General features: G+C 63.9%; 19 protein-coding genes and 1 pseudogene. 9 read left to right on the top strand and 11 right to left on the bottom strand.

The genetic code is table 11. The annotated features are described in order from the left end of the window. Positions 1-10 precede the first annotated feature (10 nt). The 3 genes from WA950_RS09530 to WA950_RS09520 form a co-directional block, all read right to left on the bottom strand. Complete coding sequence (locus WA950_RS09530) at positions 11-1,432, bottom strand: FAD-binding oxidoreductase (protein WP_424551469.1); 1,422 nt, start codon at positions 1,430-1,432, stop codon at positions 11-13. Between the two features lie 104 nt (positions 1,433-1,536). Then, complete coding sequence (locus WA950_RS09525) at positions 1,537-4,692, bottom strand: efflux RND transporter permease subunit (RefSeq protein ID WP_424551468.1); 3,156 nt, start codon at positions 4,690-4,692, stop codon at positions 1,537-1,539. Beyond that, positions 4,692-5,858, bottom strand: a complete 1,167-nt coding sequence (locus tag WA950_RS09520; RefSeq protein WP_424551467.1) for an efflux RND transporter periplasmic adaptor subunit — start codon at positions 5,856-5,858, stop codon at positions 4,692-4,694. Before WA950_RS09520 ends, WA950_RS09525 begins: the two co-directional genes overlap by 1 nt. A 296-nt stretch (positions 5,859-6,154) precedes the next feature. On the opposite strand from WA950_RS09520, the gene WA950_RS09515 reads away from it, so the two are divergent. From WA950_RS09515 to WA950_RS09505, 3 genes are all read left to right on the top strand, one after another. Continuing rightward, complete coding sequence (locus tag WA950_RS09515) at positions 6,155-6,976, top strand: cyclase family protein (RefSeq protein ID WP_424551466.1); 822 nt, start codon at positions 6,155-6,157, stop codon at positions 6,974-6,976. Between the two features lie 50 nt (positions 6,977-7,026). Then, on the top strand, positions 7,027-7,440 hold the full coding sequence (locus WA950_RS09510; RefSeq protein ID WP_424551465.1) for a carboxymuconolactone decarboxylase family protein: 414 nt from the start codon (positions 7,027-7,029) through the stop codon (positions 7,438-7,440). A gap of 102 nt (positions 7,441-7,542) precedes the next feature. Continuing rightward, positions 7,543-10,005, top strand: coding sequence for an ATP-dependent helicase (locus WA950_RS09505; RefSeq protein ID WP_424551522.1), 2,463 nt, complete (start codon positions 7,543-7,545; stop codon positions 10,003-10,005). A 28-nt stretch (positions 10,006-10,033) separates the two neighbouring features. Here WA950_RS09505 and WA950_RS09500 read toward each other — a convergent pair. The 4 genes and pseudogenes from WA950_RS09500 to WA950_RS09485 all read right to left on the bottom strand — a co-directional run bounded on the left by WA950_RS09500 (position 10,034) and on the right by WA950_RS09485 (position 15,379). Then, positions 10,034-11,758: pseudogene (locus tag WA950_RS09500) on the bottom strand (methyl-accepting chemotaxis protein). Positions 11,759-11,961: 203 nt separating this feature from the next. After that, entirely contained in the window at positions 11,962-13,152 is a 1,191-nt protein-coding gene (locus WA950_RS09495; RefSeq protein ID WP_424551464.1) for a DUF2778 domain-containing protein, read from the bottom strand. A gap of 251 nt (positions 13,153-13,403) precedes the next feature. Continuing rightward, positions 13,404-14,822 carry an amidase gene (locus tag WA950_RS09490; RefSeq protein WP_424551463.1) on the bottom strand — a complete coding sequence of 473 codons (1,419 nt, stop codon included), beginning with the start codon at positions 14,820-14,822 and terminating at the stop codon, positions 13,404-13,406. 65 nt (positions 14,823-14,887) lie between these two features. Then, on the bottom strand, positions 14,888-15,379 hold the full coding sequence (locus WA950_RS09485) for a DUF1772 domain-containing protein (RefSeq protein ID WP_424551462.1): 492 nt from the start codon (positions 15,377-15,379) through the stop codon (positions 14,888-14,890). Between the two features lie 252 nt (positions 15,380-15,631). On the opposite strand from WA950_RS09485, the gene WA950_RS09480 reads away from it, so the two are divergent. The 3 genes from WA950_RS09480 (at position 15,632) to WA950_RS09470 (ending at position 18,116) form a co-directional block, all read left to right on the top strand. Then, positions 15,632-16,423: a DUF1194 domain-containing protein gene (locus WA950_RS09480; RefSeq protein WP_424551461.1), complete on the top strand. Its 792-nt coding sequence runs from the start codon at positions 15,632-15,634 to the stop codon at positions 16,421-16,423. Positions 16,424-16,524: 101 nt separating this feature from the next. Next, complete coding sequence (locus WA950_RS09475; protein WP_424551460.1) at positions 16,525-16,761, top strand: hypothetical protein; 237 nt, start codon at positions 16,525-16,527, stop codon at positions 16,759-16,761. A gap of 161 nt (positions 16,762-16,922) precedes the next feature. Next, positions 16,923-18,116, top strand: a complete 1,194-nt coding sequence (locus WA950_RS09470) for an aromatic ring-hydroxylating oxygenase subunit alpha (protein WP_424551459.1) — start codon at positions 16,923-16,925, stop codon at positions 18,114-18,116. Positions 18,117-18,201: 85 nt separating this feature from the next. On the opposite strand, the gene WA950_RS09465 is transcribed toward WA950_RS09470, so the two are convergent. Further along, entirely contained in the window at positions 18,202-19,623 is a 1,422-nt protein-coding gene (locus WA950_RS09465) for an aminotransferase (protein ID WP_424551458.1), read from the bottom strand. Between the two features lie 233 nt (positions 19,624-19,856). On the opposite strand from WA950_RS09465, the gene WA950_RS09460 reads away from it, so the two are divergent. The 3 genes from WA950_RS09460 to WA950_RS09450 are packed head-to-tail and all read left to right on the top strand — an operon-like array spanning position 19,857 to position 22,714. Next, positions 19,857-20,774 (top strand): ABC transporter permease, encoded by a 918-nt coding sequence (locus WA950_RS09460; RefSeq protein WP_424551457.1) that lies wholly within the window; start codon positions 19,857-19,859, stop codon positions 20,772-20,774. Further along, positions 20,771-21,595 carry an ABC transporter permease gene (locus WA950_RS09455; RefSeq protein WP_424551456.1) on the top strand — a complete coding sequence of 275 codons (825 nt, stop codon included), beginning with the start codon at positions 20,771-20,773 and terminating at the stop codon, positions 21,593-21,595. Before WA950_RS09460 ends, WA950_RS09455 begins: the two co-directional genes overlap by 4 nt. A 24-nt stretch (positions 21,596-21,619) precedes the next feature. Next, positions 21,620-22,714, top strand: coding sequence for an ABC transporter ATP-binding protein (locus WA950_RS09450; RefSeq protein WP_424551521.1), 1,095 nt, complete (start codon positions 21,620-21,622; stop codon positions 22,712-22,714). 86 nt (positions 22,715-22,800) lie between these two features. On the opposite strand, the gene WA950_RS09445 is transcribed toward WA950_RS09450, so the two are convergent. The 3 genes from WA950_RS09445 to WA950_RS09435 are packed head-to-tail and all read right to left on the bottom strand — an operon-like array spanning position 22,801 to position 25,437. After that, positions 22,801-23,880, bottom strand: a complete 1,080-nt coding sequence (locus WA950_RS09445; RefSeq protein WP_424551520.1) for an extracellular solute-binding protein — start codon at positions 23,878-23,880, stop codon at positions 22,801-22,803. 31 nt (positions 23,881-23,911) lie between these two features. Then, positions 23,912-24,577, bottom strand: a complete 666-nt coding sequence (locus WA950_RS09440; protein WP_424551519.1) for a TetR family transcriptional regulator C-terminal domain-containing protein — start codon at positions 24,575-24,577, stop codon at positions 23,912-23,914. Positions 24,578-24,618: 41 nt separating this feature from the next. Next, positions 24,619-25,437 (bottom strand): class I SAM-dependent methyltransferase, encoded by an 819-nt coding sequence (locus tag WA950_RS09435; RefSeq protein ID WP_424551455.1) that lies wholly within the window; start codon positions 25,435-25,437, stop codon positions 24,619-24,621. Positions 25,438-25,544: the final 107 nt, after the last annotated feature.

Raw genomic sequence — 25,544 nt, 5'->3', positions numbered from 1 at the left:
AGGATAGCGTCTAATTCTCCGGCAGAGTCGAAAAAATCTTGCCAGGGTTCAGAATGTTGTCGGGATCGAGCGCCCGCTTGATCTGTTGCATCAGCTCAACCGCACCGCCGAGTTCCTGAGGAAGAAAGGTCTGCTTGCCCTGCCCGATACCGTGTTCGCCCGTGCAGGTGCCGTCCATGGCGAGCGCGCGGGCATTCAGCCGGCCGACGAAGGCTTCCACCTGTTCGACATGCAGCGGATCCTTGTCGTCGAAAACGATGCTGACATGGAAATTGCCGTCGCCGGCGTGCCCGACGATCGGTGCCAGCAGACCATGCTCGTCGATGTCTGCCTCCGTTTCCGCCACGCAATCGGCAAGCCGGGAGATCGGCACGCAGACATCGGTGGCGATGACGGCGTATCCGGGCCTGAGCCCCTTGGCTGCCCAATAGACATTGTGCCGGGCCTTCCAGAGTTTCGCACGCTCCTGCGCATCGGCCGTCCACTGGAATTCACCGCCGCCGCATTCGGCGGCAATCGCGCCGAATTCTTCCGATTGCAGGCGCACGCTCTCCGCGTTGCCGTGAAACTCGACAAAGAGCGTCGGCTGCTCGGGCAGGGTCAGGCCGGAATAGGCGTTGCAGGCCTTGATCTGCAACGTATTTACCAGTTCGATGCGCGCAACCGGGATGCCGAGCTGGATCGTCATGATCACCGCATTGCAGGCGTCCGCCAGCGTCGGGAAGCCGCAAATGCCGCCCGCAATGACCGAGGGAATGCCCTGAAGGCGTAACGTGACGGAGGTCAGCACGCCGAGCGTGCCTTCCGCCCCGACGAAGAGGCGCGTGAGGTCGTATCCGGCGGATGATTTCCGCGCCCGGCGGGCCGTGCGGATTTCCTCGCCGGTCGCCGTCACGGCGGTCACGGCCAGCACGTTGTCCTTCATGGTGCCATAGCGCACCGCATTGGTGCCGGAAGCGCGGGTCGACGTCATGCCGCCGATCGAAGCATTGGCGCCGGGGTCGATCGGAAAGAAGAGGCCGGTGTCGCGAAGATAGGTGTTGAGTTCCTCGCGGGTGATGCCGGGCTCGACCGTGCAGTCGAGATCTTCGGCATTCACCTCCAGCACCCGCTTCATGTTGCTGAAATCGATGGAAATACCGCCCTGCGGCGCGTTCACCTGCCCCTCCAGCGAGGAGCCCGTGCCGAAGGGGATGACCGGCACCTTGAGTTCCGCGCAGAGCGCCACGACCGCTTGCACGTCACCGGAATTTTCAACGAAGACGACGCCATCGGGAAGCTGGGCGGGAATATAGGTCGTGGTGTGCGCGTGCTGGGCGCGGATCGCCTCTCCCGTCTGGAAACGCGCCCCGAACCGTTCTGCAAGACGCGGCAGCGCTTCGGCGATACCCTTCTCGTTGCGCGTGCCACTCCTGATATCCGCCAATGCCATGTTCAATCCTCATTCTCGTGAGGCGCTACTGTGCAAATTGGCGCACGGCTGTCCAGCCGCAATATCGGCTCGTCATCAGCATTTCCGGCCGGGCGGAGCGAAGATCACTCCGCCGCCTGCGGCAGGGCATCGTCCGCCTTCCGCTCGAGCATTTCGGCATGCCGCAATTCGGCGGCGAGGCGCTTTTCCTCGTCGGCATGCGGGCTGGTGAAGCGGGCGATAACCAGATAGGCGACCGGCGTCAGGTAGAGCGTTACCACCGTCGCAAGGCCGAGACCGCCGACCAGCACCCAGCCGAGCGAAATGCGCGCCTCGGCGCCCGCCCCGCTCGCCACGACCAGCGGCACCGCACCGACCACCGTGGCGATCATCGTCATCAGAACGGGACGCAGGCGGATGTTCGAGGCATTCTCGATGGCGCTGCGGATATCCTGTCCGCGGTCGCGCAGCTGGTTGGCGAATTCGACGATGAGAATGCCGTTCTTCGCCATGATGCCGACGAGCAGCACGAGCCCGATCTGACTGTAGATGTTGAGCGTCGTTCCCGTCAGGATCATCGCGAACACGGCGCAGGCAAGGCCGAGCGGCACCGTCACCATGATGATGATCGCACTGACGAAGCTTTCGAACTGCGCCGCCAGAACCAGGAAGATGATGGCGAGGGCAAAGCCGAAGGTGACGACAAGGCCGCTCGAATTCTCCTCAAGGGTCGCAGCCTCCGCCATCGGCATCAGGCGCGAGCCTTCCGGCAGCAGAGGTTCTGCCATTTCCTGCACCATGGCGAGCGCATCGCCAAGCGCCAGACCGTCCTTGAGGCCGGCCGAAAGCGACACGGCGCGAAGCTGCTGCTCACGCGAGAGCTGCGGCGCGACGGCCTTTTCCTCCAGCGTGGCGATGGACGACATGGGCACAATCTTGCCGTCGCCGGTCTTGAGGAAAATGTTTTCCAGGTCCATCGGATCGTTGATCGGCGAGGTCGTGGAGGTCAGCTTGACGGGATAGGATTGCCCCTCGACATAGACATCGACGACGCTCGTGCCTTCCAGCATGGCCTGCAAGGCGGCCGAAAGGCCCGTGATATCGATGCCGAGATCGGCGGCGCGCTCGCGATCCACGGTCACGGAAAGCTGCGCCTGGTTGGCCTCGTAGTTGAGGCGCACGTTCTGGAAGCGGCCGCTGTCCTCGATCTTGCGCACGAGTTCGGCCGCCGCATTGCCGAGCTTGGTATAATCGTTGCCGACAAGCGCGACCTGCAGGCCGTTGCCGGCCCCGCGAATGCCAAGGCTGTTCGGCTGCATGGTGAAGGCGCGGACGGACGGCACGGTCGCCACGGCCGCGTTGATATCCTGCACGATCTGTTGCTGCGTGCGCTCGCGGTCGGCCCACGAGGCGAGCGTCAGCACCATGAAGCCGCTATTGGTCGAACCGCCCTGCCCGGAGATCGAGAAGACGTTGACGATCTCGCCGCTGTCGTAGAGCGGGCGAAGCTTGTTTTCGACCAGCTTCATCTGGTCCTGCGCATATTCGAGCGACACGCCCTGCGGCGCGTTCACGCGCAGCATCACCATGGAGCGGTCCTCGCTCGGCGTCAGCTCCGACTTGATGGTGAAGAAGGAGGTCGCGCCCGCGGCCGTGAAAAGCAGCGCTGCCATGAAGACGATGAAGGGCGCGCCAAGACAGGCGCTCAGCGTCGAGCGGTAGAAGCGCGAGGCCGCAGCGCCGATGCGTGCCAGGATGCCGGTGCGCTCGTGCTTCACCTCGTTCGTCAGCAGGCGCGAGGCCAGCATCGGACAGAGCGTCAGCGCGACGAAGGACGACAGCAACACCGCAAAGGCCAGCACGAAGCCGAATTCACGGAACAGCCGGCCCGCCTGCCCCGGCAGGAAGGACAGCGGCACGAAGACGGCGGCGAGCGTCGCGGTGGTGGCGATGACGGCGAAGAACACTTCGAGCGTGCCGAGGATGGCCGCGGCGCGCGGCTTCAGGCCCTCCGCCCGGCGGCGCACGATGTTTTCCAACACCACGATGGCGTCGTCCACCACCAAGCCCGTCGCCAGAACGATGGCCAGCAGCGTGAGGATATTGACGGAGAAGCCGGCCATGTAGATGGCCGCCACCGTGCCGATCAGCGTGATCGGCATGCTGATCGTCGGGATCAGCGTCGCCCGCCAGTCGAGCAGGAAAAGATAGATGACAAGCGTCACGATCACCACGGCGACGACGAGCGCGATCTCCACCTCATGGATGGCCCCGTCGATGAACACGGCATCGTCGCTGGTGACCTTGATCTGCGTGCCTTCCGGCAGGATGCTGTCGAACTGCGCCACCATCCGCTTCACGCCCTCGGAAATGTCGAGCGTGTTGGACTGCGCCTGGCGGACGATACCGAGGCCGATGCCCTGGCGTCCGTTGGAGCGTAGCGCCGTCGAGCCCTCGTCCGGCCCCATGGTCACCATCGCGACGTCGCCGAGGCGCACACGGTTCTTGAGGATCAGGTTCTCGAAGTCGGCGGGCGTGGTGAGATCGGCTGTCGCACGCACCGTAATGTCCTGGCTCCGGCTTTTCAGCGAGCCGGCCGGCACGTCGAAGGCGGCAGTCGCCAGCGTGTTGCGCAGATCCGCCACCGTCAGCCCACGCGCGGCAAGCTTCGCCTGGTCGACATCGACGCGAAAAATCTTTTCCTGATCGCCGTAGACGGCAACGTCGGCAACGCCTTCGACGGAGGCGAGGCGATCGGTGATCTCGTTTTCGGCAAGCAGCGTCAGATCTTCGAGCGACTGCGTGTCGGAGGTAAGCGCTAGCCGCATGATCGGCTGGCTGTCCGCATCGGCCTTGACCACGCGCGGTTCATCCGCGCCGTCCGGAATCTGGTTCGACACCCGGCCAAGCGCATCGCGCACATCGTTCGCCGCCTGGTTGACGTCGGTCGTGTCGGAAAACTGCAGCGTTACGCGGCTTCGCTCGAAGGACGACTGCGAGGAAATGCTCTTGATGCCCTGGACGCGGGAAACCGCCCCCTCGATGACATCGGTAAGCTCCCGATCGACCGTCTCCGGCGAGGCCCCGTCAAAATCGGTCGTCACGCTGATGACCGGCTGATCGACAGACGGCAATTCGCGGATTTCCACGCCGTTGTAGGCGGCAAGGCCGGCGACGACGATCAGGGTGTTCAAGACGATGGCAAAGACCGGCCGGCGGATGAAAAGCGCTGTGAACCCTGCCTTGCCGGAGCTATCGAAACCGCCCGCCTCCCCCGACATCAGGAACCCTCCGTCACGGCCGGCGTCCGCTGCTCGGCGACGGTGCGCACCGCGCCGCCCGGCCGAAGCGTCTGCAGACCTTCCGTGACGACCTGATCACCCTCGGCAAGGTCCGCCTTGATGAGAACGCTGTCCGGATTGCGCTGCATGATATGGATCGGCACGCGCTCCACCTTGTCGCCCGTCACCCGCCAGATATAGGATCCTTCGGCACTCCACTGGACGGAAAGCGGATCGACCTTCGGGTAGAGGTCTCCGGCAAAGCGCATGGTGACCTGGAAGGACATGCCGGCGCGCAGCAGGTCCTCGGGATTGTCGATGCGGGCGCGCACCCGCAAGGTGCGGCTTTCCTGGTCAATGCGGTTGTCGATCGCCTGAACGACGCCGGTGAAGGTTTCACCCGGCCGCGCGACGGCGGTCGCCGTCACCTCTCCACCGACACGCACGCTCGTCGCGAAGCGTTCCGGCACCCAGTAATCGACAAGGATTTCCGAACGGTCGTCGATGCGGGCAATCGCCGTGGAGGTCGTTACATAGTCGCCCGGATTGACGGAGATGATGCCGACCACGCCGCCATAGGGCGCGGTGATATCGCGGCGGCGCAGCGTCAGCTCGGCATTTTGAAGCGCCAGTTCCGCCGCCTTCAGGGCGGTCTGGGCATCCTGAAGATCGGCAATGCTCATCGACGAGCGAAGGTTCTCGATGCGCTTCAGCTTCTGCTCGGCGTTTTCGCGGCTCACCCGCGCCTGGTCGGCGGCGATCTTCTGTTCGTCGCTGTCCAGGCGGGCGATGATCTGCCCCTGCTCCACCCGGTCGCCGGATTCGACGAGGACTTCCGTAAGGTTGCCCGTCGAATAGGGCGTCACCGTCACGGTGCGGATGGCCTCACCGTCGCCGATGGCGTTCAGCCGGTCGTTGACGACTGCCATGGAGACCGGCTTCGTGGAGACCAGCACGGGGCCGCCACCGAATGCGCCGCGACGTGCGCCACCTTCGCCGCCGCCCGCGGCCTCGCCTTCACCGGCCGGCGCGATTGCGGCAACGAGCGTACCCGGCAAGCCTGCAGCCACCAGCATGGCGTTCGCCCCCGGCACGAAGCGGCCCCAGAGCAAGACCCCGACCACAATGACGCCAATGCTTATAAGGAGCTGTTTCCAAACCCGCATGCGCACTCTCTCCAATCAAGCGAACCGTACCTGTTGCAGCGCGGCATAGAGCAAGTATCCCGCTTTGGAAATGAACCGGCAATGAAAGAATCCATTCATTACGCAATTGTAAGATTGGCGGGTCGCTCTGTTACAGAAACGTAAGAAAACAGAGAGAAATCTTCCCGTTTCGCCCCTCCGCGAGCATAGCCGAGGCTGGACGGCCCTTCTCCTTGTGGTAGCTTTTTCGAGCGGCCTGCGGGCTGCGGCATCATTTCCGCATTCTTCATGAAAACACTGAACGAGAGGGGAAAGTCATGTGCAATGCCTGCGTCATCGAATCCGTGAAAAACCGCATGCTCTCGAGAAGGAGCTTCTTCCGCGCCGCCACCGCCGGAGCGGCCACCCTTGCCGCCGCAAGCTCCGGCGCGCTGAGCCCGGCCCTTGCTCAGGCCCCGGCGCAGGTAACGGACCTCACCCATGAGCTCCACGAGGAATTTCCGACCTTCTTCGGACAACAACAGTTCTGGCGCGAGCAGAAATTCAACTACAAGGAACACAAGTTCAACCTGTTCGAGCTGCGCGTCAACGAACACACCGGCACCCATCTCGACGCGCCGCTGCACTTTTCCGAAGACGGCAAGTCCGTCGCCGAAATCCCGATTTCCGACCTCGTCGTGCCGCTCGCCATCATCGATATCCGCGAGAAGGCGGATGCGAACCCGGATGCCCAGCTCACGCCCGACGACATCAAGGCCTGGATCTCGGCCAATGGCGACCTGCCGGAAAAGGCCTGCGTGGCGCTGCATTCCGGCTGGGGCAAGCATCTCGGCACCGACAAGTTCAGGAACGCCGACAGCGAAGGCAAGATGCATTTCCCCGGCTTTCACGCCGAAGCCGTGCAGTATCTTGCGGAAAACTCCAGCGCCGTCGGCATTGCCGTCGATACGCTTTCGCTCGACCACGGGATCTCGCCGGACTTCGCCACGCACTATGCCTGGCTCGGTTCCGGCCATTGGGGGCTTGAAGCTGCCGCCAATCTGGACCAGCTTCCGGCCAAGGGTGCGACGCTCATCGTCGGAGCGCCCAAGGTGCGCGGCGGCACGGGAGGACCGTCCCGCGTCCTCGCGCTGGTCTAGTTCGATACGGCCGGCGGCTCGTCCGCCGGCCCATTCTTCAGGAGAAAACCATGAGCACCGTCCAGCCTGCCGAAGACCTGGAAGCCGATCCGCGCGTCAAGGCGGTGTTCGACGACATCCGCACCACGCGAAAATCGGATTTCGTCAACAATATGTGGCGTTACCTCGCCTTCGACCCGGCGTTGCTGGAGCGCACTTGGGCCGAGGTGAAGGCAGTGATGGCAACGCCCTCGACGCTCGATCCGCTGGTCAAGGAAATGCTCTACATCGCCGTCTCGGTAACGAACGGCTGCAGCTACTGCGTCCATTCGCACACGGCGGCGGCAAGGGCCAAGGGCATGACGGACGAACAATATGGTGAACTGCTCGCCATCGTCTCACTCGCCGGCAAGACCAACCAGCTCGCGACCGCCCTGCAGGTGCCGGTGGACGGCCTCTTCGACGCGGACCGCGCAAAGAGCTGAACGGCGGGACTTTCCACAATCTTCTGGCCGTTGTTTTTGCCCGCGGAATAAAAGCAGAACGGATAACTGGCCTTTCCGGACCGAATCACTACATTGAGCCGCATGATCAGCGGTTACGACGACATTCCCTTCTTCGACGAGGACCCGCAGCTTGCCGGCACTCCGGCAAAGCCGGCCGGCGGCGGCCAAGGCCTTGGCATTGCCGCCCGCGCCATGGCGGCCCGCGATGCGCACCGTGCGCCGGACTACCTCTCCGGCCTCAATCCCGAGCAGCGTGAGGCGGTCGAGACGCTCGACGGCCCCGTGCTCGTGCTCGCCGGCGCCGGCACCGGCAAGACGCGCGTGCTGACGACCCGCATCGCCCATATTCTAGCGACCGGCCGCGCCTTTCCCAGCCAGCTCCTTGCGGTGACCTTCACCAACAAGGCGGCGCGCGAGATGAAGGAGCGCATCGGCCTTCTCGTGGGCGGGGCCGTCGAGGGCATGCCCTGGCTCGGCACGTTCCACTCGATCGGCGTGAAGCTCCTGCGCCGCCATGCCGAACTCGTCGGCCTGCGCTCGGATTTTTCGATCCTCGATACCGACGACGTCGTTCGCCTGATCAAGCAGCTCCTCCAGGCGGAAAGCATCGACGACAAGCGCTGGCCGGCCAAGCAGTTCGCCGGCATGATCGATACGTGGAAGAACAAGGGCCTCGATCCGGCGCAGATTCCGGAAGGCGATGCCCGCGCCTTTGCCAACGGCAAGGGCCGCGAACTCTACGCCGCCTACCAGAGCCGCCTGAAGACGCTGAATGCCTGCGACTTCGGCGACCTGCTGCTCCACCCGATCCGCATGTTCCGCGCCCATCCCGACGTGCTCGCCGAGTATCACCAGCGCTTCCGCTACATTCTCGTCGACGAGTATCAGGACACCAACACGGCGCAGTACATGTGGCTGCGGCTTCTGGCGCAGCGGCCGAAGGGCACGCCGCAGAACGTCTGCTGCGTCGGCGACGATGACCAGTCGATCTACGGCTGGCGCGGCGCGGAGGTGGACAACATCCTGCGCTTCGAGAAGGACTTTCTCGGCGCAAAGGTCATCAAGCTGGAGCGCAACTACCGCTCGACCGCCCATATCCTCGGCGCTGCCGGCCATCTGATCGCCCACAACGAGGACCGCCTCGGAAAGACGCTCTTCACCGACAGGCACGATCCCGACGATGACAAGGTCGTCGTGCACGCCGCATGGGATTCCGAGGAGGAAGCCCGCGCCGTCGGCGAGGAGATCGAGCAGCTCCAGCGCAAGGAGCACAAGCTCAACGACATGGCGATCCTGGTGCGCGCTTCCTTCCAGATGCGCGAATTCGAAGACCGCTTCGTCACGCTCGGCCTCAACTACCGCGTCATCGGCGGCCCGCGTTTCTATGAACGCCTCGAAATCCGCGATGCACTGGCCTATTTCCGCCTCGTCAGCCAGCCGGCCAACGACCTCGCCTTCGAGCGCATCGTCAACACGCCGAAGCGCGGCCTCGGCGACACGACGATCCGCAACCTGCACGACTATGCCCGCGCCCGCGACATTCCCATGCTGACGGCAGCATCGGATATCATCGAGACGGACGAGCTGAAGCCGAAGGCGCGCAAGGCGCTGTTCGACGTCGTCACCGACTTCCGCCGCTGGCAGGCGTTGCTGGAGACGATGCCGCACACCGAGCTTGCCGAACAGATCCTCGACGAAAGCGGCTATACCGCCATGTGGCAGGCCGATAAATCGGCCGAAGCGCCGGGCCGCCTCGACAACCTCAAGGAACTCATTCGCTCGATGGAAGCCTTCGATTCGATGCGCGGCTTCCTCGATCACGTCTCGCTCGTCATGGACGCCGAGCAGAACGAGAACCTCGATGCTGTCTCGATCATGACGCTGCACTCGGCCAAGGGCCTCGAATTCGAGACGGTCTTCCTGCCCGGCTGGGAGGAAGGCCTGTTCCCGCACCAGCGCGCACTCGACGAGGGCGGCCGGTCCGGCCTCGAGGAAGAGCGCCGCCTTGCCTATGTCGGCATCACGCGGGCAAAGCGCCGCTGCCACATCTGGTTCGTCTCGAACCGCCGCATCCACGGCCTCTGGCAATCGACCCTGCCCTCGCGCTTCCTCGACGAGCTGCCGGAAAGCCATGTGGAAGTGGCCGAGGTGGAGCAATCCTATGGCGGTTACGGTCGCGGCGGCTACGGCCAGTCGCGCTTCGACAAGCAGGAGCCGTTCCAGAACGCCTATTCGACGCCCGGCTGGCGACGCGCGCAGGCAAACCGCACCGAGGCGACGCGCGACAACTGGGGCTCACGCTCCGGCCATGCCGTCGAACGCATCGGCTACGGCGAGAGCGGCCCGCGCGGGCGCACCATCGACGGGGAACTCGTGGCCAAGTCGACCACCGCCGAACCGTCGAAATTTTCGATCGGCGACCGCGTCTTCCACCTGAAATTCGGCAATGGCAATGTGGCGGCGATCGAAGGCAACAAGCTGACGATCGATTTCGACCGGGCCGGCCAGAAACGCGTGCTCGACGGCTTCGTCGAACGGGTGTGACGGGGCCCAAAGGCCCCGCCTCGTGCCGTCAGGATGCCTGGCGCATGGCGCCAAGACGGGCTGCGCGCTCTTCCGGCGTCCAGATTTCGCTTCCGTCGCGGCGACGGCCCCGGCGATTGAGCTGGAAGCGGTTCACCAGTTCCGTCAGCGTCGTCGCGCCTTCGGCCAGCGACTGGCTGGTCGTCGTGGTGCGCTCCACCATGGCGGCGTTTTCCTGGGTGATGCGGTCCACATCGCTTACGGCAGAGCTGATTTCCTCCAGTCCGCTCGCCTGCTCGGCGGCGGATGTCGCGATGGCATCGACATTGTGGTCGATCTCGGTGACGAAGTTCTCGATCTCGCGCAGCGCCCGGCCGGTCTCCCCGACAAGTCGCACGCCCTCCTGAACCTCGGCGCGGGAGTTGGTGATCAGCGTCTTGATCTCACGCGCCGCCTTGGCCGAACGCTGCGCCAGTTCCCGCACTTCCTGCGCGACGACGGCAAACCCGCGGCCAGCGTCCCCTGCGCGCGCCGCCTCGACGCCGGCATTGAGCGCCAGAAGGTTGGTCTGGAAGGCGATTTCGTCGATCACGCCGATGATCGTGCCGATTTCGCTCGACGCGGATTCGATGCGCTGCATGGCGCTCACGGTATTGCTCACCACGCCGGCGGAGGTATTGGCGGAGGCACGCGCATCCTGCACGAGTTTGCGGGTTTCCCGTGTGCGCTCGGTCGAGGAGCGCACGGCGACGGTCGCCTGCGTCAACGCGGCGGCGGTCTCCTCCAGCGCGACGGCCTGCCGGCGGGTGCGTTCGGAAAGGTCCTCCGCTGCCCTGTGCATCACCTGGCCGCTTCCGTTGAGCATATGGGTCTGGTCCAGCACCTTCGACAGGGTCTCCTGGAACGCACCGATCGAATTGTTGAAATCGCGACGGAGGGGCTCGAATTCCGGCACGAACGCGCAATCGATGGTCATACGGATGTTGCATTCCGCAAGACGCCCGAGGCCGGCACCGATCTCCTCCATCGACCGGACGCGCTCCGTTACGTCGGTTGCGAACTTGACAACCTTGAAGACCTTGCCGTTCGCGTCGAGGATCGGATTGTAGGATGCCTGGATATGGATCTTGCCGCCACCCTTGGCCAGGCGCGTGAACTGGTCGGAGACGAATTGCCCCTCGGCAAGCCTTCTCCAGAATGCCTTGTAATCCGCGCTTGCCACATAATCCGGCGCGCAGAACATGGCGTGGTGGCGGCCGACGATCTCGGAAAGCTCGTAGCCGAGCGCCGCCAGGAAGTTCTCGTTGGCCGCCAGGATGTCGCCGTTCGGCGTGAATTCGATGATCGCCTGCGCGCGACCGAGCGCGCTGAGCTTGCCCTCGTCCTCCTGCGCCTTGCGCTTGATGGCGGTGATGTCGGTGGCGAACTTCACGACCTAGTAGGGCTTGCGGCCGCGGAAGACGGGATTGTAGGACGCCTCGATCCAGATCTCCCGCCCGCCCTTGGCGATGCGCTTGTACTGGCGGCGGTCGAAGCGACCTTCGGCAAGCTCAGCCCAGAAGGCGGCGTAGTCGGCGGAGGCCGCCTCTTCCGGCTCGACGAACATGCGATGATGCTGGCCGACGATCTCGGAAAGCTGATAGCCCATAGCATTCAGGAAGTTCTCGTTGGCGTGCAGGATCGTGCCCGTGGTATCGAACTCGATGATCGCCTGCGAGCGGTTCATCGCAGCCAGCACGGCGCGGGCATTCATTCCAAAATCGAAAGCAGTCATGTTTCGTTCCCAATCCCGATGCGGTCTTGCAACCGGCCACAGTCAGATATTGGCTAGAAATGACCTAAATTTCTTAGCTTTTGATAAACCAAGTACTGTTCGGCAAATTTTCATCGACGAAAAATCATGGAAACGGCATCCAACCGTCCTCAATGAAAAAACCGGCGCCTGAAGCGCCGGTCTCGTTCGATGTGGGGGGAATGTTATGCGCCGGCCTTGCGGTAGAGCGCGGCAAGCTGCGTGCGGGAGGACGGCAGTTCCGGCACCACGACCAGCATGGTCACACGACCGCGCTTGAAGGCATTGAGGAACGGCTCGTAGTTCTGGAAGGCAACGCAGCCATGCGAGCCCTTCTGGCCGCGCAGCAGATTGGTGTGCGTCAGAAGGCCCGTGCGGTTCTTCGGATCGCGACCGTCGATCGACGTCATGCGGATCGCCTCGACGCCGTGGAAGAGCCGCTCGCGCATCTTCAGGCGGTAGATGCCGGCCGGCGTCGGGCCATTCATCTTGATATGCTCGTAGTCGGGATTGTCGCGCATCTTGCCGATGCCGGAATGGGCGCGCAGCTTCGTGCCGTCGGGCATGTGAACGGTGGCGTTGGAAACGTCGTAGATCGCAACCTTCGTGCCCTTGCCGAGCCAGCCGGTGCTGCTGCCCTTGCCCTTGAAAAGATCGCCGAACAGCGACCGCTCGGGCTTTGCAAGGGCGACGTCTTCCTTGTCCTTCGCCTCGTCGCGCTTCGTGCGTGCGACGGGCTTTTCCTCCACCGGCTTGCGCTCGATGGTGACGGTTTCCAGCGCGGGCTTTGCTTCGGGCAGCGGGATTGCGCTGAGGATGTCGTCCTCTTCGGCTTCCGGCTTGGCCATGACGAGGCCGAAGGGCTGGATGTCCTTGCGGGCGGAATTGTCGGGAAGCAGCGCGGTGACCATTGTCGGCTGCCCGCTGAGCGCCTTCTCCTCCTCCACCGAGCGCTCGGCGCGGGCAAAGGCGGCTTCGAGCATCAGGGCTTTCGCCTTCTCGCGCTTGACGGCGGAGGCGAGCTGGATGGAAATCCTGCGCTGATGGGCAAGCTTGATCGCCTCGGTGGTGAGCTGCTTCTGGCGAAGATCGCTTTGCGAGGGCTGCGAGAGGCGCGAGAATTTCGCGACCTTCACCATGCGCTCGGTGTGTTGCCTCTCGGTCACGACAGGCCTGGTATGAAGCGAGGCGGCAATGCTCTTCTTGCCTTCCGACAAGGAGGAGGCCGCATCCTGCATCACGCCGAGCGTCGAAACGACGGCCCAGGCGGACCCGGCGATGACGCCGCAGGCAAGCAATGTGCTGAGAAGAATTCCACCGGACCGACCCCGACGGGACTTCGACGCGGAACGCGCGGAACCGTATACAGACGCCATGATACTCGTTACCCGATACTCGTTACTCGACGCGGCCGCGGAAATGACGCTCCGAGAGCCGTTACGCTGGCGGCAGGCGGGAACACGCGTCCTCCGTCTCTGCCGAACGAGCAAAGAATGACGAAATATGGTAAGCAATTCCTAAACGACGCCTCGTGTTTTTGAAGGAATTCTCCGGGCGGCCCTCAAACCCGGCATCGCGTCCCTTTCACAAAAATGCGGCGCTCGCGTGTCCGCAAGGCCCGGCTTGCCTAGAACGCAGGCTGCCGGCCGAGCCAGTCGGTCACCTTTTCATAGGCAGCGGCAGCGGCAAGCACGGCGCGGTCACCCCTTGGATGGCCGATGATCTGGATGCCGGCGGGCAATCCGTTCGCCCCGAAACCGGCCGGCATGGCGGCGACGGGAAGCCCGGCGAGCGTCGGCCCGATCACCACCTCCATCCAGCGATGGTAGGTATCCATCGCCCGGCCGTCGATCGCCTTCGGCCAGTCGATTTCCGCGGCGAACGGGAAGACCTGGGCGGAGGGCAGGACAAGGAAATCGTAGCGGTCGAACAGGCCTGCGACATGGCGATGCCAGTCACTGCGGCCGAGCGAGGCGGCATAGACATCGGCCGCCGAAAGGCCATGGCCGTTCTCGATCTCCCAGATCATTTCCGGCTTCATGCGCGCCCGCCTTGCCGGATCGGCATAGTCCGCCGCCTGCCCGCCGGCGACGAGGAAGTGGCGAAGCGTGCGCCAGGTCTGCCACAACCGGTCCATGTCGAAGCCCGGCGGCACCTCTTCCACCACGCAGCCCATCCGGCGGAAGGCATCAAGCGACGCATGGCAAAGTTCCAGCACGCCGGGCTCGAAGGCAAGATAACCGCCGAAATCGCCAAGCCAGCCGATACGGGCGCCGGACAGGTCGCGGCCTGCGTCGAGCGACAGGTCTTCATCGGCCAGGGACAGCGGATCGCGCGGATCGTGCCCGGCCTGTGTCGCCAGAAGCGCCGCGACATCCGCAACGCTCCTGCCCATCGGGCCGTTGACGGCAAGCTGGCCGAGGAAGAGTTCGTTGCCGAGCGACGGCACACGGCCGAAGGACGGACGGAAGCCCACGACATTGTTGAAGGCGGCGGGGTTGCGCAAAGATCCCATCATGTCGCTGCCATCGGCGACCGGCAGCAGACGGGCGGCCAGCGCCGCCGCGGCCCCGCCGGAGGAACCGCCGGCGCTCTTCGTCCTGTCATAGGGATTGCGGGTAACGCCGAAGACCGGATTGTAGCTGTGCGAGCCGAGCCCCATTTCCGGCGCGTTGGTCTTGCCGATGACGATGGCGCCGGCCGCGCGGATGCGCTCGACATGGAAATCGTCATAGTCCGGCACGAAATCGGCATAGTTCGCCGAGCCGAAGGAGCAGAGGATGCCCTTGGCCTCGGCAAGATCCTTCACCGCGAAGGGAATGCCGTGCAGCCAGCCGCGATGGTTTCCCGCCGCCAGCGCCCGGTCGGCTTCCTCTGCCTCCGCCATGAGGTCTTCCTCGGGCCGCAGGCTGACGATGGCGTTGATCTGCGGATTGATCGCCCCGATCCGCGCAAGAAAGGCCGCCATGACGCTTCGGCAGTCGAGCCGGCGTTCGGCGATGGCGGCGGAAAGAGCAAGGGCGGAAAGATCGGTGATGTCCTGCAAGGTCGGCTCCGGCAATCGTGAGATGCAAGAGCTAGCAGGCCGCACGGGCAAGCGCCAGCCCGCCCTCAGCCGAGGGAAACGCCCTGCCGGAGGGCGCAGGCGAAGAGCGCGACGGCGGCAAGCGAGCCGATGGTGCGCACATGGTTCCACATCGTCCAGACGTCGAGATAGCGCTGCCAGAGGGCGGCCTGCTCGGCGCTGCCTGCGGGGGCGGCGGCCAGCGCGTCGTTGAGCGGCACGTTGAAGACGATCGTCACGCCGATCACCGCCACGAGGAAGACGATGCCGCCCGTTGCCGCCATCAGCCCGCCAGCCCCGCCCTGCGTGAAGCCGAGCACCGCCAGCACCAGCGACAACAACGCTGCGCCGAAGAACGCCGAAAAGAACCACGGATTCTGGATGACGACATTGACGGCATTCATCGCCGCCGCACCCTCTGCCGGCGAAAGGCGCGCGAAGGCGGCCATGATGCAGACGGAGAAGATGAAGAACAGCCCCGCATTCAGCGCCGCCGCAAGGATAGCGAGGAAGGTCAGGATCGGAAACGCACTTGCCATGGTAGATCCTCCAGAAACCGGCCCCCGCACAATCACGCGGCGGCCGGCCGCCCGTCGCGCAGGCAGACCAAGAAATAGAAGTCGCAGGCCCTCAGGTCCAGCCGCCCAATGTCAATTCGCACGCACGGAGCTTGGTTGCAGCCCGCCGCCGCTCTTGGCCGCCATTCACCGATTTTTTGAAGAACGCGCATCCAATCTTCCCGCCACGCGTGCTATATTTGACGATGGGATATGCACGGATGGGTGATGGTCATGCTGACGACGCTTGCCTTGCTGATGAGCCTGACGGCCGGCGCCGAAATCGCCGCGACCTCTACAGAAGACGTGGATGTGGAACTGGTACTGGCGGTCGACGTCTCCGGCTCCATGGATCTGGAGGAAGCCGAGGTGCAGCGCGCCGGCTATGTGGAAGCGCTCCGCCATCCCGAATTCGTCGATGCCGTGCGAGACGGGCTGACCGGCCGGATCGCCATCAGCTATTTCGAATGGGCCGGCACGATCCGCGACAATTCCTACATTTCCTGGCGGATCATTTCCGGCCCCGAGGACGCCAGCGCCTTTGCCGCCCTGCTGGAAGCGCGCCCGATCGCCACCCGTCGCGGCACCTCGATTTCCGGCGCCATCGCCTATGGGGCAAAGCTCTTCGACGCCAGCCCCTATTCCGGCATGCGCCGCGTCATCGACATTTCCGGCGACGGCCCGAACAATTTCGGGGCCCCGGTCACACCCGCGCGCGATGCGGCGACCGCCCTCGGCATCATCATCAACGGCCTTGCGATCATGATCCGCCCCTCCGCCGCCTATGGGTCGCTCGACGACTACTATTCCAACTGCGTGATCGGCGGTCCCGGCGCCTTCGTGCTGCCGGTGCAGGAACCGGAGGATTTCTCCGTCGCCATTCGTCGCAAGCTGATCCTTGAAGTCAGCGGTGCCGAGCCGCCCACCCGCGTGGTCAGCGCAGCCGGACAGCCGGCCGACTGCATGATGGGTGAAAAGCTCCGGCCAGGCTACATGGAACGCTACTACCCGGAACTCGACAGATAAGCGCCTGTTCCCGCCGGAACAACGCCCGGCTCCCTCTCCTGCCAGAGTGATCCTACCGGATGAAATGGATCATCCGATCCCTGGAAGAGAGGAGACCGAAAATGCGCAGATTCATTCTATCCGCCGTTGTCGCGACCGTCGCAGCGCTATCCTTCGCAGCGCCCTCGCAGGCCGGTGGTTTCTATTTCGGCATTGGCGGCGGCCATGGCTGGGGCGGCCATCACGGCGGCCATGTCAGCCATTACTATGGCCACCACCGCCACTGCTTCTGGAAGAAGATCAAGCGCTACAACAAGTGGGGCCACCGCGTCGTCAAGCGCGTGAAGGTCTGCCGTTAAGCGCTGGCGCCACCGGGATTTTCCGGAAAGTTCGCTGTTCCCCGGCTGCCCTGCGGCCGGGGATTTGCCGTTCTGAAAACCACGTCCTTCCGCAACCTATTCCATTTTAAGGAAAAATATGGTTTTATTGAATGAACGTTCAGCAAAACAAGGGGAGCACCATGAACGAGATGATCCGCGACATATCCGTTCCGAGCGACTGGGACAGGAGCGGACTTCCGGGCTGGTGTTACCATAGCCCCGCCTTGCTCGAGCTTGAGAAACAGCATGTCTTCCGCGAGCACTGGCAGATCGCCTGCCACGTCAGCGACATCCCGGAGCCCGGCAACTACCTCACCATGGATGTCGTCGGCGAGCGCGCGCTCATCCTGCGCGGGCAGGACGGCGAGGTGCGCGCCTTCCACAATATCTGCCGTCACCGCGGCTCCCGCCTTGTCGCGGACGAGAAGGGCTCATGCCGCAACGCGCTCGTCTGTCCCTTCCACGGCTGGGTCTACAATCTCGACGGCACCCTGCGCGGCGCCGCCCGCCCGAAGAGCTTCCCGCCGCTCGACAAGGACGAGTTCGCGCTGAAATCGCTCGAATGCGAGATCTGGCAGGGCTTCGTCTTCATCCGCTTCGCGCCCGGTCCGCAACCCTCCGTCGCCGAACTGATGAAGCCCTTCGAGGAGGAGCTGTCGCACTACCGCTCGCAGGAAATGGTGCCGGCCGGCGATATCTGGACGCAGGATTCCCCCGTCAACTGGAAGTCCGTGCGCGACGTCGACAACGAGGGCTACCATGTCGCCATGGCGCACCCGGCCCTGCAGGATCTCTACGGCTCCACCTATTACGACGAGCCCTTCATCGATGGCCTGTGTCGCTCCTTCGCGACCTACAATCCCCATGCCGGCCGGCGCTGGAGCGTGCGCAACTATGTGAGGATTTCGCCGGAGAATCCGCGCCTGCCGGGGCGGCTGCGCAAGGCCTGGATCTATTTCGGCCTCTTTCCGAATTGCGTCATCGCCGTGACGCCGGAAACCGTGCAGTTCTACCAGGAATTTCCGGTCGCCGTCGGCAAGACGCTGCTGCGCGGCGGCATCTACCGCTACCGCGAGGAGGACCGCGCCCAACGCTTGGCCCGCTATCTCGCCTTCCGCATCGATCGCGATACGCAAGCCGAGGACGTGCAACTCACCGTCTGGTCGAACGAGGCGATGACCTCGAACGCCTTTGCCGGCTTCTACCTGTCCGACCTCGAATATGGCGTGCGCACCCATCACGATCACCTGCGCAAGGTGCTGCCCGTGGTGACGCTGAAGAATGCGCCGGAGGAGAAGGAGATGGCAGGCGTCAATGCAGGCCTGAAAGGCTAGACCAGCCACCACCCGCCGCGAAAAAAGGAGGCCCGCTTCTGCGGGCCTCCAGACTGCCGGCAAAGCCGCAAAACCTCACCCAGGCTCAGCCCTTCCAGAGCCCTTCCCGGGTCAGATCGTCCATCGTCAGTTCGATGCCCCTGCGCAGGATCGCCGCCATATCGTCGATCTGGGCGGCGGAGATGGTGAGCGGCGGCGACATCACGCACATGCTGATGAGCGGGCGCACCAGCAGGCCAAGCTCCTGGCAGTGCCTGTCGATGCGTTTTCCAACTTCCAGGTCGAGCGTCAGCGGATTGTTGCTGACACGGTCGGCAACGCATTCGACGCAGGCCATCAGCCCGAGACCGCGCACCTCGCCGACCAGCGGCAGGTCCTCCAGCGCCTTCAGACTATGCTGGAAATGATCCGATACCGCGCGCGCATGCTCCAGCAATCCGCCTTCCAGTATGTCGAGGTTCTTCAGCGCCACCGCGCAGCCGACCGGATGGCTGGAATAGGTGAGCCCGTGCGCGAACATCGCTTCGGAATGGTTCGAGCGGCGCAGTTCCTCGAAGAGCCGGCCGGCGATCATCACGCCGCCGAGCGGGAAATAGCCGGATGTGACGCCCTTGGCAAAGGTGATCATGTCCGGTTCGAAATCGAAGACGTCCTTCGACGCGAAGACATGGCCGAGACGCCCGAAGGCAGTCACCACCTCGTCGGCGATGAAGAGGATGTCGCTTTCCCGGCAAATCGCATGCATGCGCTGGAGATAGCCGGGCGGCGGCACGATGACGCCGCCGGAAGCCATGACGGGTTCTGCGATGAAAGCGCCGATGCGCTCCGCCCCCCTCTCCTCGATGACCTGACGGAACTCCTCCACGAGCGTATCGCAGAAGGCTTCAACGCTCATACCCGCCGGCCGACGGAACGGATCCGGGCAGGAGAGCTTGACGACGAGGTCGGACGCACTGTCCATCCAGTCATGATCGCGCGGCCGGCCGTTGAGCGAGGCCGAGAGATAGGTCGAGCCATGATAGCCGCCCTGCCGCGAGACGATCAGCTTCTTCTCCGGCCGGCCCTTCACGTTGTTGGCGAACTGCATGAAGCGCAAGGCCGTCTCGACCGCCGAGGAGCCGCCGGTCGTGTAGAACACATGATCGACGCCGTCAGGCGCATGCGCCGCCAGCCGCGCGGCAAGCACGGCCGACGGCGCATTCGTCGTGTACCAGGGCGAATTGTAGGAGAGTTCCATGGCCTGCGCCGCCATGACCTCGGCAAGCTCCCTGTTGCGGTGGCCGGCATTGACGCACCACATGCCGGCAGGCCCGTCGATCAGCCTTCGGCCGGCGGCGTCGGTCACATAGATACCCTCGCCCGCTTCGATCCGCCCGCGCGCCTCGGCGCCGATGGAGCCGGACACCGGCCATGGCTGTACCAGATGGCGCTCGGCAAGCCGGGTGAGATCGTCGGACGCCTCGTCGGTGGGGATGCCCTCGTTCGCCGTCTTCGGAATTGCCGCCATGTCCCTCTCCATATCCTTCCTGAAAAAGATTCCACGAGCAACAATATGAAAGATCTCACATTTCCCAATCATATTGAATGTTCGTTCAATCAATATTGCAGAACTGGGGCTTGATTTCAACGCAGATTTAGGCGCATGCTTCGTTTCGGGAACACACGAAGCCGAAAAGGCGCGAAGATGAGAACGGGAAATCTCACGCTCTATGAGAGTTGTCGTGGCTGGAGTTCTGGCAGATGACGGCGACAGCGTTCGATACGATCGCTGAAACACCCTCTCCCGTCAGGCCCCGGGCCTGGATGCGGAGTGAAGAGGCCCGCGGCCTCGCCATGATATCGCCAACCTTCCTCTATGCGCTGGCGGTGCTCCTTCTCCCGGTCCTCATCGTCCTTGCCTACAGTTTCTGGACCCAGAACTATCTCGACATCGACCGCACCTCCACGCTGGAAAACTACCGGCAGGCCCTGACGGAGCCGATCTACCGCGACCTCTTCATCCGCTCGCTATGGATCTCGCTGACGGTCAGCATCATTACCGTCGTCTTCTCCTACCCCATCGCCTGGTTCATCTCGTTCCATGGCGGGGTGCACAAGAACCTCTGGCTCTTCCTCATCACCGTGCCCTGCTGGACCAGCTACCTGCTGCGCGTCATGTCTTGGAAGGTCATTCTCGGCTATGGCGGCGTCATGAATACCGGCCTCATCTCGATGGGCCTGATCGACAAGCCGGTGACCTCGCTCCTCTACAATTCCAATGCTGTCGTCATCACGCTGGTGCACAGCTGGGCGGCCTTCGCGATCCTGCCCATCTATGTCTCGCTGCAGAAGGTCGACCGCACGCTGATCGAGGCGGCGCGCGACCTCGGCGACAGCCGCCTGCGCGCCTTCTTCCGCGTGACGCTGCCGCTGTCGCTGCCGGGCGTCATTGCCGCTTTCCTGATCGTGATGATCCCCACCGTCGGCGACTACGTGACGCCGCGCCTCGTCGGCGGCAAGGACGGCGTGATGATCGCCACCGCCATCCAGGCGCAATTCGGCAAGGCGGCCAACTGGCCGCTCGGCGCCGCCCTGTCGGTAACGACCATGGTGCTTGTCTCGCTTGTCGCGGCCGCCTTCGTGCTCGCGCTGAAATTCACCGTGCGGAGGATCAGATGAGCGTGCTGACGCAGCGCCTGCGGTTCATCCCGTTCCTGCCGGTCTACGTGGCGGTCTATTTCCTGTTTCTCTACCTGCCGATCCTGCTGCTGCCGGTCTTCTCCTTCAACAATGCGGCCACGACCACCTTCCCGCTCGCCGGCTTCACGACGAAATGGTACGCCTCGCTCGCCGGCAATTCGGTCATGTTGCAGGCGGCCTGGAACAGCCTGATCGTCGGCGTTTCCGTTTCGCTGCTTTCAACCATCCTCGGCATCTGCGCGGCGCGCGCCATCACGCGCTATCGCTTTCGCGGCCAGCGGGCCGCCACCGGCCTCATCATGGCGCCGCTCTTCCTGCCGGAAATCATCGTCGCCGTCTCGCTGCTGATGATCGTGCTGGCGATGGGGGTCGAGTTGTCGCTCGTCACCGTCATTCTCGGCCAGACCGTGTTCTGCGTGCCCTACGCCATGTCCGTGCTGGTCTCCGGCTTCGAGGGCTTCGACCGCAGCCTGGAGGAAGCCTCCTACGATCTCGGAGAAACCGCCATCGGCACCTTCCGGCGCGTGACGCTGCCAGTCGTCGCCCCGGCCATCGTCTCGAGCCTCCTCGTCACCTTCACGATCTCGCTCGACGAGTTCATCCTCGCCTTCTTCCTCTCCGGCACGGAGCCGACGCTGCCGGTCTATATCTGGGGCCAGCTGCGCTTTGCCGCAAAACTGCCGGGCGTGCTGGCGCTGGGCACGATCATGCTCGCCGCTTCCGTCCTCATGCTCACCCTTGCTGAAATCCTGCGCCGGCGTGCCGAACGGCGCACGCAAATGGCGCATATGCTGCCCTAGGAGCCGCCCATGGCCGACCGCGCGATGATCGACATCAGGAACGTGTCGAAGTTCTACGGCATCTACAGGGCGCTGGACGACGTCTCGCTGTCCATCGGCGAAGGCGAGTTCTTCTCACTGCTCGGCCCGTCCGGTTGCGGCAAGACCACGCTCCTGCGCTCCATCGCCGGTTTCGAGACGCCGACATCCGGCGAAATCTTCATCGACGGCGTGCCTTCCCTCGCCCTGCCGCCGAACAGGCGGCCAACCAACATGGTGTTCCAGAGCTATGCCATCTTCCCCCATCTCGACGTCGCGGAGAACGTCGCCTATGGCCTGAAACGACAGAAGCTTTCGCCTGAAGAGGAAAGAAAGCGCGTGGGCGATGCGCTTGATCAGGTACGCCTTTCCGGCCTCGGCCAGCGCAAGGCGCACGAATTGTCCGGCGGCCAGCGCCAGCGCGTGGCGCTCGCCCGCGCGCTCGTCATGCGGCCGAAGGTGCTGCTGCTCGATGAACCGCTCTCCGCGCTCGACAAGAAACTGCGCGAGGAAATGCAGGTGGAGCTGCGCATGCTGCAAAAGGCCGTCGGCATCACCTTCATCCTCGTCACGCACGACCAGTACGAGGCGCTCGCGCTCTCCGACCGCATCGCCGTGATGTTCGGCGGCCGCATCGCGCAGATCGCCAGCCCCAAGGAAATCTACCAGCATCCCCGCACCCGCAAGGTCGCCGACTTCCTCGGCGGCATGAATTTCCTGCAGGCGAAGGTGCTCGGAGAACAGGGCAACGCCGTCTCCATCGACGCCGCCCGCTTCGGCAATGTCAGCCTGGAAAAGCCGCAGGGTTTTTCCCCGACCAACGGCCATGTCACCCTCGGCATTCGGCCGGAGCGGCTGCGCCTGCTGTGGGACGACGAACGCGCGCCGCACGAACTTGCCGGCCGTATCGAAAACCGCGCATATTTCGGCGAGGTCACGCACCTGACTGTCGGCATCGACGGGCTGGAACAGCCGCTCTCCATGGTCGAGACGAACAATTACGGCGCGGACGACCTGCCGATCGGCGCCGAGATCCGCCTCGCCTACGACCCGGACGCCTTCGTGCTGCTGGCAGAGGATCCGCCGGTCTCGCGGGTGTGAAGCGGCCTTTCATCCCGCCTGACGGCCACCTTCTCGCCGCTTGCAGAAAGAAGGTGGCAGCAGCGGGATGAGAGGCAATCGCCGCCTCAATACCCCGATTTGATCTTCTCGAATTCCGCGATCATCTTCTGCCGAAGCTCGGTCGGCATCGGCGACTGGAAGAGCGTGTTGGCGACGAAGGCGTCGACATCGGCATAGCCCTTCTCGGCAAGGATTTTCGGATCGACCGCGGCCATGCCCTTGGCGTTGGAATGGCCGTAGCCCCAGCTTTCGACCATATAGGCGGCGACAGCCGGCTCCGTGACGGCATTAAGATAGTCATAGGCGAGGTCGGCGCTCGCCTCCGCGCCCTTCAGGCGCACATAACCGCAGACCCAGGTGGAAAGTCCTTCCTGCGTATCCTTCTTGATGGCGACCGGCTGGCTCTCGGCCTGCAAGGTCGTCGCCGTCTCGTTCCAGGCCCAGGCAAGGTCGACCTCGCCGCTCGCCAGCGCCTGGCTGAGATCCGTGTTGTCGGTCCAGTAGAGCCGCACGTTCTTGTGCACCTCGCGCAGGAAGGCGGATGCTTCGGCAAACTGCGCATCGGTCATCGCCGTCCAGTCCTTGAGGCCGATGGCAAGGCTCGCCAGCGCGTAGGCGTCGTCGACATTGTCGCCGATCGACACGCGGTCCTTGAACTTCGGATCGGCGAAGGCCTTCAGCGAGGCGATTTCCTCCGGCTTCACGGTATCGGTGCGGTAGGTGAGAACCGTGTTGCCCCATTCGAAGGGAATGAACCAGGCCGTGCCGTCATCGGAGGTCATCAGGTTCTTCATTGCCTTGAAGTTCGGCAGGATGTCGTTCCAGGCGGTGAGCTTGGCCGTATCGAGGGGCTCCAGCAGGCCGGCCTCGCGCCACTTCACCACGCTCTGCGAACAGGGATGGGCCACATCCGCCTTGAAGCCGGAGCGCAGCTTCTGGAACGCCTCCTCCTCATCGCCGAAGAAGGAGAATTCCGGCGAGCCTTCATGCTTTTGCGTATAGGCGGGATGGAAGGCGGGATCCTCATAGCCGGACCAGTCGAAGACGGTGAGCGTATCGGCGGAGAAGGCGGGAAAGGCGGCTCCGAGGGCAAGGGCGGCGGCTAGCGCCGTTGTCAGGTAAGTCTTGGCGGTGTTCGCAATCATCATGCCGTGCTCCTTGCCCGTTTCGGGTTCCCTATCGTGATTTCGGTCCCTGGATCGTGAGATGCATCGGGAAGGCGATGACGACGAAGGCGATGGCCGCCTCCAGCGCCTTTTCCCGTGTCGTGCCGTCGCCCATCATCAGGCGCAGCCAAAGGCCCTCGAGCATCGCGCAGAGCGACAGCGCCATCGGCTCCACTTCGTAGGCATAGCCGCCTTCGGCCTTCAGCCCCGCGCAGAGCGAGATCACGGTCTCCTGGTATTTGACGTCGCGCGCGCCGCAGAGCGCCTGGTAGGTCGGGCGCGACTTCGCCTCGCCCCAGAAGGCGCACCAGGCGGCCAGCTTGCGCTTGGTGCAGATCTTGCGGTCGAAATCGGCAAGCACCAGCGCCCAGAGACGACCGGCAAAGCTCGGCCCCGCCTTCTCCAGCGCTGCGTTCCAATGATCCGCATATTCCTCGGACATCAACTGCAGCGTGGCGATGAGCAGGTTTTCCTTGCTCTCGAAATGGAAGTTGACGATGCCGCGCGACAGGCCGGCGCCATCGGCAACATCGGCGAGCGTGGTATCCGAATAGCCGCGCTTGGCGAGCGAATCGATCGTCGCCTCGATGAGCTGTTGCCGCCGTGTTTCCTTGGAGGCCTTGCGCCCCCTTTTCTCGCCGTCACCCGAGCCCTGTTCAGCCCCGCCTGCCCGCATCTTCACCGCTACCTTGCCTTTGAGATTTCTCAGCGTGACCGTCACGGGCGAACTCCCTCGACCGGCTTGCTGGCGCGCAGATGAGCGGGACAATGCTCCCCGCTGTCAAGAACCTTCTGCATGGCGGTCCAAGTGCGGATGTTCTTCTCGACATAGGCTTCGCCTACCGCCGCAACGGCCTCGGCATAGAGCGGCCCCTTCAGGCGCTCAAGTTCGCCGCGCGCCACGTCGCGATACCAGGCATTGCGGCTTTCGGCGGCCGCATGGACAAACCCCGCCGCCGCCATCGCCCGCAGGTAGCGGAGCGGCGAAGCCATGCCGAAATGCAGGCCCTCAGCCGCGATATAGCCCTTCATGTCGGCGCTCGGTTCCCCGTCATGGCCGATCAGCCAATCGGAAGCGGCAAGGACACCGCCCGGCTTCAGCACGCGAAAAAGCTCCTCGAACAACGCCTCCTTGTCCGGCACATGGATCATCGCATCCTTGGAGAAAACGACATCGAACTCGCCATCGCCAAACGGCAGGCGCCCGGGCGAGCCGGACACGAAGCGGGCAATGGAGGAAAAGCCCTGAACGGCAGCGGCGGCCCGCGCGCGATCGATAACCGGCTGCTCCACATCGTAGCCGACGATCTCGGCCGGACGATAGGTCCGGGCGATGTGAAGCGTGATGCCGCCGGCGCCGCAGCCGAAATCGAGAACGTCCCTGCCGGCCAGATCGATGCCGCTCAGCACGCGATCGACTTCCGCAGGACCGCCCGGCGAAAGATAGCCCTCGCCCCACATGACGGCGAGGAAGCGGATCGCCGCCTCGTCATATTCCGGCTCGACCGCCGCATCGCCCCCGACACTCTCCGCCATGGCTTCCCCGCTGTTGCGGCCGCTTTTCCATGGATCGAAATTCTAGCGCATAATCAGGCGATTGCAAGATACTTGCTGAATGATCATTCAGAATATCTGGACAACAT

Origin of the sequence: Shinella sp. (genome assembly GCF_049651085.1) — a bacterium.
GTDB lineage: Bacteria > Pseudomonadota > Alphaproteobacteria > Rhizobiales > Rhizobiaceae > Shinella.
This window is presented reverse-complemented; position numbering and strand designations above follow the sequence as displayed.

Excerpts from the sequence above, each read along its gene's own strand:
- WA950_RS09530 (WP_424551469.1), bottom strand. The coding sequence starts at position 1,432 with ATGGCATTGGCGGATATCAGGAGTGGCACGCGCAACGAGAAGGGTATC.
- WA950_RS09525 (WP_424551468.1), bottom strand. The coding sequence starts at position 4,692 with ATGTCGGGGGAGGCGGGCGGTTTCGATAGCTCCGGCAAGGCAGGGTTC.
- WA950_RS09520 (WP_424551467.1), bottom strand. The coding sequence starts at position 5,858 with ATGCGGGTTTGGAAACAGCTCCTTATAAGCATTGGCGTCATTGTGGTC.
- WA950_RS09515 (WP_424551466.1), top strand. The coding sequence starts at position 6,155 with ATGTGCAATGCCTGCGTCATCGAATCCGTGAAAAACCGCATGCTCTCG.
- WA950_RS09510 (WP_424551465.1), top strand. The coding sequence starts at position 7,027 with ATGAGCACCGTCCAGCCTGCCGAAGACCTGGAAGCCGATCCGCGCGTC.
- WA950_RS09505 (WP_424551522.1), top strand. The coding sequence starts at position 7,543 with ATGATCAGCGGTTACGACGACATTCCCTTCTTCGACGAGGACCCGCAG.
- WA950_RS09495 (WP_424551464.1), bottom strand. The coding sequence starts at position 13,152 with ATGGCGTCTGTATACGGTTCCGCGCGTTCCGCGTCGAAGTCCCGTCGG.
- WA950_RS09485 (WP_424551462.1), bottom strand. The coding sequence starts at position 15,379 with ATGGCAAGTGCGTTTCCGATCCTGACCTTCCTCGCTATCCTTGCGGCG.
- WA950_RS09480 (WP_424551461.1), top strand. The coding sequence starts at position 15,632 with ATGCTGACGACGCTTGCCTTGCTGATGAGCCTGACGGCCGGCGCCGAA.
- WA950_RS09475 (WP_424551460.1), top strand. The coding sequence starts at position 16,525 with ATGCGCAGATTCATTCTATCCGCCGTTGTCGCGACCGTCGCAGCGCTA.
- WA950_RS09470 (WP_424551459.1), top strand. The coding sequence starts at position 16,923 with ATGAACGAGATGATCCGCGACATATCCGTTCCGAGCGACTGGGACAGG.
- WA950_RS09465 (WP_424551458.1), bottom strand. The coding sequence starts at position 19,623 with ATGGCGGCAATTCCGAAGACGGCGAACGAGGGCATCCCCACCGACGAG.
- WA950_RS09460 (WP_424551457.1), top strand. The coding sequence starts at position 19,857 with ATGACGGCGACAGCGTTCGATACGATCGCTGAAACACCCTCTCCCGTC.
- WA950_RS09455 (WP_424551456.1), top strand. The coding sequence starts at position 20,771 with ATGAGCGTGCTGACGCAGCGCCTGCGGTTCATCCCGTTCCTGCCGGTC.
- WA950_RS09450 (WP_424551521.1), top strand. The coding sequence starts at position 21,620 with ATGATCGACATCAGGAACGTGTCGAAGTTCTACGGCATCTACAGGGCG.
- WA950_RS09445 (WP_424551520.1), bottom strand. The coding sequence starts at position 23,880 with ATGATTGCGAACACCGCCAAGACTTACCTGACAACGGCGCTAGCCGCC.
- WA950_RS09440 (WP_424551519.1), bottom strand. The coding sequence starts at position 24,577 with ATGCGGGCAGGCGGGGCTGAACAGGGCTCGGGTGACGGCGAGAAAAGG.
- WA950_RS09435 (WP_424551455.1), bottom strand. The coding sequence starts at position 25,437 with ATGGCGGAGAGTGTCGGGGGCGATGCGGCGGTCGAGCCGGAATATGAC.